General features: G+C 64.5%; 8 protein-coding genes. 2 read left to right on the forward strand and 6 right to left on the reverse strand.

Annotation, left to right across the window (positions count from 1 at the left end):
* Positions 1–6 precede the first annotated feature (6 nt).
* Genes VHN57_RS24415 through VHN57_RS24440 form a run of 6 tightly spaced genes read right to left on the reverse strand, consistent with a single transcriptional unit; the run spans position 7 to position 5,184 of the window.
* Positions 7–774 carry a HesA/MoeB/ThiF family protein gene (locus VHN57_RS24415; RefSeq protein ID WP_278987053.1) on the reverse strand — a complete coding sequence of 256 codons (768 nt, stop codon included), beginning with the start codon at positions 772–774 and terminating at the stop codon, positions 7–9.
* Positions 771–1,175, reverse strand: coding sequence for a hypothetical protein (locus VHN57_RS24420; RefSeq protein WP_037515996.1), 405 nt, complete (start codon positions 1,173–1,175; stop codon positions 771–773). Before VHN57_RS24420 ends, VHN57_RS24415 begins: the two co-directional genes overlap by 4 nt.
* Positions 1,176–1,179: 4 nt before the next feature.
* Positions 1,180–1,635 (reverse strand): dUTP diphosphatase, encoded by a 456-nt coding sequence (dut, locus tag VHN57_RS24425; protein ID WP_278987050.1) that lies wholly within the window; start codon positions 1,633–1,635, stop codon positions 1,180–1,182.
* Positions 1,610–2,854 (reverse strand): bifunctional phosphopantothenoylcysteine decarboxylase/phosphopantothenate--cysteine ligase CoaBC, encoded by a 1,245-nt coding sequence (coaBC, locus tag VHN57_RS24430; RefSeq protein ID WP_278987049.1) that lies wholly within the window; start codon positions 2,852–2,854, stop codon positions 1,610–1,612. Before coaBC ends, dut begins: the two co-directional genes overlap by 26 nt.
* A 49-nt stretch (positions 2,855–2,903) precedes the next feature.
* A complete protein-coding gene (gene ubiB, locus VHN57_RS24435; RefSeq protein WP_278987047.1) occupies positions 2,904–4,445 on the reverse strand; it encodes a 2-polyprenylphenol 6-hydroxylase in 1,542 nt (513 codons plus the stop codon).
* Between the two features lie 7 nt (positions 4,446–4,452).
* Positions 4,453–5,184 carry a class I SAM-dependent methyltransferase gene (locus tag VHN57_RS24440; RefSeq protein ID WP_010335632.1) on the reverse strand — a complete coding sequence of 244 codons (732 nt, stop codon included), beginning with the start codon at positions 5,182–5,184 and terminating at the stop codon, positions 4,453–4,455.
* A gap of 180 nt (positions 5,185–5,364) precedes the next feature.
* Here VHN57_RS24440 and mutM point away from each other — a divergent pair, with 180 nt between their 5' ends.
* Positions 5,365–6,177 carry a bifunctional DNA-formamidopyrimidine glycosylase/DNA-(apurinic or apyrimidinic site) lyase gene (gene mutM, locus VHN57_RS24445; RefSeq protein ID WP_278987045.1) on the forward strand — a complete coding sequence of 271 codons (813 nt, stop codon included), beginning with the start codon at positions 5,365–5,367 and terminating at the stop codon, positions 6,175–6,177.
* 117 nt (positions 6,178–6,294) lie between these two features.
* Entirely contained in the window at positions 6,295–6,558 is a 264-nt protein-coding gene (rpsT, locus tag VHN57_RS24450) for a 30S ribosomal protein S20 (RefSeq protein ID WP_010335635.1), read from the forward strand.
* The last annotated feature ends 431 nt before the right edge of the window (positions 6,559–6,989 follow it).

Below are 6,989 nucleotides of genomic sequence, written 5' to 3' on the forward strand. Positions count from 1 at the left end.
CGATCCTCAGGGCGCGCACAGTTCCGCCGCACAACCGGGGCAGGCCGGATCCTTGGGCACGGCCAGCGTGCGGAAGCGCATCGCCAGCAAGTCCGCGATCAGCAACTGCCCCGCCATGTCGGTGCCGAACGGCACCAGCGCCCGGATCACCTCCAGCGCCGCCAGGCTGCCTATCGCTCCGGTCAGCGCACCGATCACGCCGGTTTCCGAACAATTGCGTTCGGGCGCATCGACCGGGCTGCCGACCAGGCAGCGATAGCAGGGCTTGTCCTTCTCCCAACCGCGATAGGTGGCGAGCTGCCCCTCGAACGGACCGACGGCGGCCGACACCAGCGGCATGCGCAGCGCCTGCGCCGCATCGGCCACCACCAGTCGGGTGGCGAAACTGTCGCACCCGTCCAGCACGACATCGGCCTCGCGCAGCAGCATGGCGGCATTGTCCGCATCGATCCGCGCGTTGATCGGGATCAGCTTGACGTCGGGATTGAGGCGCGCGACCGCCGCCATCGCCGCTTCCGCCTTGGGCGTGCCGATCTCGGCGGTGCCGAACAGCACCTGCCGCTGCAGATTGGACAGGGCGACGGCGTCATCGTCGATCACCCGGATCGTGCCGACGCCGGCGGCCGCGAGATAGAGGATGGCCGGGCTGCCGATGCCACCCGCGCCGATCACCGCCACATCGGCCGACAGCAGCCTAGCCTGGCCGGCGCCGCCAATTTCCTTCAGCACGATATGGCGCGCATAGCGCTCCAGTTGATCGTCGGTCAGCGTCACGAGGCGTCCGACCAGAGGAAGCGCACCTGCGAGCGCATCCACACCGGTTCGTCGGCACCGGTCTTGGGGAAGCTGCCCTTGAGCGTGCCGAGGATGCGCTTGCTCACGAATGTTTCGACTTCGGGGCAGCGGGCATTGACCGGCGCGATCTTCAGCGGCCGGCCCTGACCATCGAGCAGGAACAGCACATCCAGTTCCAGCAGTTGCGAACCTTCATAATTAACCGCGCCGCTGCACGATGCCTTGCGGTAGAGGGTGTGAACATTCTCCGACCATTTGGGCGACACCTTGCGACCCTGCCAGCCCTCGATCACCGGCACTTCACTCAGATCCTGGGGCATGGCGGGCAGCGCCTGTGGGGCGGCGGCGGCAAGCATCAGCGAAAGCAGCGGGGTCATCATGATGTCACACTCCCGTAGAACCGAAGCCGCCCTGTCCCCGGACGGTATCGTCGAGCATATCGACCTCGACGAAGCTCGCAAGCTGAACCGGCGCGACCACCAGTTGCGCGATGCGATCGCCCCGCTTGATCGGGAAGGGATCGGCGCCATGGTTGATCAGCAATATCTTCAATTCGCCGCGATAATCGGCGTCGATCGTGCCGGGGGCGTTGGGCACGCTGATGCCATGCTTGAGCGCCAGACCGGACCGCGGGCGGACCTGAATCTCATAGCCTTCGGGAATCGCCAGCGCGAAGCCGGTGGCAACTGGGTGGCGATCGCCGGGGTTGAGGATGATCTCCTCGGCCGACACCACGTCCATGCCGGCGGCATGCGCGGTGGCATAGGCAGGGACGGGCAGGTCCTCGCCATGGGGCAGGCGCTTGAGCTGGATATCAATCGGCGGCAGTGGAGAGGGCATTGGCAACCTTTTCGATGAGTTTTGTGGCGACATCGCTCTTGGCCATGGCGGCCCAGCTTTCGATGCCGGCGGATGTGACGATCTGGACGCTGTTGCTGTCGCCGCCCATGACGTCGCCGGACACATCATTGGCGACGATCCAGTCGGCGCCCTTGCGGGTCAGCTTGGCCTGCGCATGTTCGGCGATCTTCTGCGTCTCGGCGGCAAAGCCGATCAGCAGGCGGGGGCGGCAGGCATGGTGGCCCAATGTCGCCAATATGTCGGGATTCTCGACCAGGCTAAGCGGCGCGGGCTGGCCGGAGCCATCCTTCTTCAGCTTCTGCTCGGCCGCGTCGGCGGTGCGCCAGTCGGCAACGGCGGCGACCATGATCGCGACATCGGCGGGCAGCGCGCCCTCGACCGCCGCCAGCATCTCGCGCGCGGTTTCGACATCGATGCGGTCGACCCCTGCGGGCGTGGGCAGATGCACGGGGCCCGCCACTAGAGTCACCTTTGCCCCGGCACGCGCAGCGGCGGCGGCGATGGCAAAGCCCTGCTTGCCCGAGGAGCGATTGGCGATGTAGCGCACCGGATCGATCGGCTCATGGGTCGGCCCGGCTGTCACCAACACATGCCGCCCGGTCAGCGGCTCATCTGCGCCCGCGAAATCAGGCTGACCCGCCAGCGGATCGGGCAGGGGAGGGGCAGCCAACAGGCGCCCGATTTCCGCCGCAATCGCTTCCGGCTCGGGCAGGCGGCCCTTGCCATATTCGCCGCAGGCCATCTCGCCATCGTCGGGCGTCATGATGTGGATGCCATCGGCATGGAGCTGCGCCAGGTTCCGCTGCGTCGCCTTGTGGTGCCACATGCGCACATTCATGGCTGGCACGGCCAGCACCGGCTTGTCGGTGGCGAGCAGGATGGTGGTGGGGAGGTCATCGGCGATGCCCGCCGCCATCTTGGCGAGGATATTGGCGGTGGCCGGCGCGACGACGATCAGGTCCGCCTGGCGCGACAGCTGGATATGGCCGATCTCGCGTTCTTCCTTCAGGTCGAACATGTCGCCATAGACATGATCCTCGGTCAGCACGCCCAGGCTCAGCGGCGTGACGAACTGCTGCGCGCTTTCGGTCAGCACCGCGCGCACGGCGATGCCGCGCTTGCGCAACTGGCGCACCAGTTCCAGCGACTTATAGGCCGCAATGCCGCCGGAGACGATGAGAAGGACACGCTGGGTCATGGCCAACATTTGGTCGTGCGACCGGGACTTGTCCAGCCCGGTCGCCGACTTAGAAGAAGGTCGTGGCGGCGGCCATCGCCCCGGCGCCGATCGCCGCCGCCAGCAGCGCAACCAGCCCATAGCGCCAGCCGCCGCCCACCTGGATCAGCTTCACGTCGCCCAGCGGCAGCGGCGGCGGGGCACCGCCCTTTTCGGGGAAGGCGTCTTCGATGCGGCGGACCAGCGCCGGCAGCCGCTGAATCAGGCGCCAATTCTCGATCAGCGCATCAGCGGCCTTGGCTTCCGGCCCCAATTCGGTGCGCAGCCATTCCTTCACATAGGGGCCGCTCGTCTCCCACATGTTGATTTCGGGATCGAGCTGATGGGCGACGCCCTCGACCATCACCATCGTCTTCTGCAGCAGCAGCAGATGCGGCTGGGTCTGCATGTCGAAATCGCGGGTGATGGCGAACAGTCCGTCCAGCATACCGCCGACCGACAATTCGCTCGCCGGCTTGCCGCGCATCGGCTCGCCCACGGCGCGCAACGCGGTAGCGAACTCGTCGACATTATGATGGCCGGGCACATATTGCGCCTCGAAATGGATTTCGGCGACGCGCTTGTAGTTGCCGGTGATCAGGCCATAGAGAATCTCGGCCAGCCACATGCGGGCGCGCCGATCGATCCGGCCCATGATGCCGAAATCGATCGCGACGATGTCGCCATTGCCCTTCACGAACAAATTGCCCTGATGCATGTCCGCGTGGAAGAACCCCTCGGCGATCGCCTGGCGCAGGAAGGCGTTGACCAGCCGCGCGGCGATGTCTTTGAGGTCATGGCCGGCGGCGATCAGCGCATCGCGATCGGAGATCTTGATGCCGTCGATCCATTCCATCGTCATGACCTTGCCGGTCGTGCGATCCCAGTCGATGGCGGGAATGCGATAGCCGGGCATCGCTTCCATCGCTTCGGCCAGTTCCGATGCCGATGCCGCTTCGCGCCGCAGGTCCAGCTCGCGCGCGGTCCAGCGCTTCATATTGGCGATGACCAGGCGCGGGCGCAGGCGGGCGACTTCGCCGCCCAGCATCTCGACATGGGCGGCAGCCCATTCATAGGTCTGGATGTCGCGGTTGAACTGATCGATCACGCCGGGGCGGATCACCTTGACCGCAACCTCGCGGCCGTCGCTGGTAACGGCGCGATGCACCTGCGCGATCGATGCGGCGCCCACCGGCATCTCGTCGAAGCGGGCATAGACCTCTTCCAGCGGCCGGCCGAAGCTCTGCTCGATCTGGGCGCGGATCGTCTCGAACGGGACGGGGGGCAGGGCATCCTGTAAGCGCAGCAGGTCGTTCGCCGCCTCCTCACCGACCAGATCTGGGCGGGTCGCCAGCGTCTGGCCCAGCTTGATCGCGGCCGGGCCGATCGATTGAAACGCGTCGGCATAGCGTGGCTGCTCGGGCACGCGCGCGCCGAAACGGGCCAGTCGCACCAGCCGGCGCACCGGCGTCGGCGTCAGCGGATCGCGTTCTATGCCAGTGAGGGCGCCATGGCGTGCCAAAGTCCGGCCCCATTTCAGGAGCCGCCAGATATGAGTCGCGTGGGTGGTCATGTGGGCGTCAGATCTTCCAGCCCGAATGGATCGCCACCAGTCCGCCCAGGATCGGCTCGACCTTGGTATTCACGAAGCCGGCGTCGCGGATCATGCCCTCGAACTTGGGCATGGGCGGGAAGCGGCGGATCGATTCGATCAGGTAGCGATAGCTGTCCGCATCATTGGCGAACAGCTTGCCCAGCTGCGGCACCAGCTTGTGCGAATAGCTGTCATAGACGTCGGAAAAGCCCGGCCAGGTGGTGGTCGAAAATTCGAGGCAGAAGAAACGGCCGCCAAACTTCAGCACGCGGTGGGCCTCGCGCAGCGCCATGTCGATATGGGTGACGTTGCGGATGCCGAAGGCGATCGTATAGGCGTCGAACTCCCGGTCGCCAAAGGTCAGCGTCTCGGCATTTTGTTCCGACCAGATGAGGCCCTCATAGCCCTTCTTCTGCGCCCGCTCGACGCCAACGGCCAGCATCTCGGGATTGATGTCGGACACGGTGATGTGCGCGCCCAGCTTGTGCATGCGAAAGGCGATGTCGCCGGTGCCGCCGGCCATGTCCAATATCTGTTCGCCCGGCTGCGGCTTCACTCGCTTGACGAACTGGTCCTTCCACAGCCGATGGGCGCCGCCCGACATGGCGTCGTTCATCAGGTCATATTTGGCGGCGACATTGGAGAATACGGCGCGGACCATGCCGGCCTTCTCGGCGGCATCGACGTCGCGATAGCCGAAAGATGCTGTTTCGCTCATGCGGTTCGCTCTAGAGCCTGATCGTGCCAGATGGAAGCGCTATGCGCGCTCACGCGATGCGGCGAATCCCGCTCTTGTGTGATTACGCAGTTTCAGCGTCAGTCCGGCGCGAAGGCATGGGTTGGGAGTTGGGCGTAAACGCCCCTGTCGCTCCGCTATCCGGCATCCTACATAGGGACCATGCCAGAGCTTCCCGAAGTCGAAACCACCGTTTCCGGCCTGCGATCCGTCTTGCAGGGGGCGACCCTAACGCGGGTCGAGCCACGCCGCGCCGATCTGCGCTTCCCGATTCCGGTGGACCTGCGTCAGCGTATGACCGGCGCCACCGTCACGGGCCTCTCGCGCCGGGCCAAATATGGCCTTATCGAAACCGATCGCGGCGACATGATGATCTTCCATCTCGGCATGTCGGGGCGATGGCGAATCGATCCGACGGAAATCGGGGCGCATGACCATCTGTTGCTGGAGACGGGCAGCGGGCATCTTCTCTCGCTCAACGACCCGCGCCGTTTCGGTTCGCTGGATCTGGTGCGTAGTGACGCCTGGCAGGGCTATGCCCCCTTCACCCGCATGGGGCCGGAACCATTGGGGCCGGATTTCGACGCGGCCTATCTGGCGAAGGTGCTGGATGGCAAGGCGACGTCGATCAAGGCGGCGCTGCTCGACCAGCGCATCGTCGCGGGGCTGGGCAATATCTATGTATGCGAAGCGCTGAACATGGCGGGCATCGCCCCGACTCGAGCGGCAGGGCGCATATCGAAGCCCCGACTCACTTTGCTGGTAGAAGCGATTCGTACCGTTCTGTCCGCCGCCATCGTCGCCGGCGGTTCCACCCTGCGCGATTATGCGCGGCCGGATGGCGAATTGGGCTATTTCTCCAATCAATGGCGAGTCTATGGGCGCGAAGGGCAGATTTGTCCCTGTGGCGGCACCGTGCAACGCCGAGTCGATGGGGGGCGATCGACCTTCCATTGCCCCAAATGCCAGAAATAGCGGGGGGCTCGCTGGTTGACGACACCCCGGAACAGCTGTAAGGGGCGCACCTTCACGAGGCTGGTTGGCGAATCCGACGGGCCTCTTCCCGAGATTTGATGAGAACCGAGGAATAGAATGGCCAATACGCCGCAAGCCAAGAAGCGCATCCGTCGCAATGAGCGTCGCGCCGCGATCAATGGCGCCCGCATCAGCCGGATCCGCACCCTGGTGAAGAAGGTGGAAGCCGCCATCCTCGCCGGTGACAAGGATGCTGCTGCGACCGCGCTTCAGACTGTCCAGCCCGAACTGGCCCGCGGCGTTGCCCGTGGCGTTCTGCACAAGAACACCGCCGCTCGTAAGTTCGGTCGCCTGACCAAGGCCGTCGGCGCGATCGCCTAAGCCTTACGTTAAGCTACCCGCTTATCTGAAAAGCCCGCTCCGGATCGCCGGAGCGGGCTTTTTCTGCTGGAGTCACGGAATAGTCATTTCCCTGACCCGCGAATTTCTCACGATTCGAGCCGGATCGTCAGAATCGCTGCCAAGTAATTCACTGAAAAATAGCCATAATTTGTGAATCTGCAGTTTTCCGCGGGATTCCCGAGTCAACGTCTTTATTTCAGTTTTTTGAAGCGACGCGCCCTTGATCCGGCGAAGCGGCCCTGTCTATTTTGATCCTCCGGCCGCTGATCGAATCACTTCCTGGCGGTCGTCATAATGTCAGTCGATGTATCAGACTCGGAAGAGCGGGGGCGCTTTTCCGAACCATCTTGTTGCGTCCGATAGTCGTGCCCTCAGGGGCATTTTTGTTGGTATTTTGGGGGCAGCATTCA

It is taken from the genome of Sphingobium salicis subsp. salicis, from assembly GCF_049472635.1.
GTDB lineage: Bacteria > Pseudomonadota > Alphaproteobacteria > Sphingomonadales > Sphingomonadaceae > Sphingobium > Sphingobium yanoikuyae_A.

What these genes read in the sequence shown, in the direction of transcription:
- coaBC (WP_278987049.1), bottom strand. Translation starts at nt 2,854, where the DNA reads ATGACCCAGCGTGTCCTTCTCATCGTCTCCGGCGGCATTGCGGCCTAT.
- dut (WP_278987050.1), bottom strand. Translation starts at nt 1,635, where the DNA reads ATGCCCTCTCCACTGCCGCCGATTGATATCCAGCTCAAGCGCCTGCCC.
- VHN57_RS24440 (WP_010335632.1), bottom strand. Translation starts at nt 5,184, where the DNA reads ATGAGCGAAACAGCATCTTTCGGCTATCGCGACGTCGATGCCGCCGAG.
- mutM (WP_278987045.1), top strand. Translation starts at nt 5,365, where the DNA reads ATGCCAGAGCTTCCCGAAGTCGAAACCACCGTTTCCGGCCTGCGATCC.
- VHN57_RS24420 (WP_037515996.1), bottom strand. Translation starts at nt 1,175, where the DNA reads ATGATGACCCCGCTGCTTTCGCTGATGCTTGCCGCCGCCGCCCCACAG.
- rpsT (WP_010335635.1), top strand. Translation starts at nt 6,295, where the DNA reads ATGGCCAATACGCCGCAAGCCAAGAAGCGCATCCGTCGCAATGAGCGT.
- ubiB (WP_278987047.1), bottom strand. Translation starts at nt 4,445, where the DNA reads ATGACCACCCACGCGACTCATATCTGGCGGCTCCTGAAATGGGGCCGG.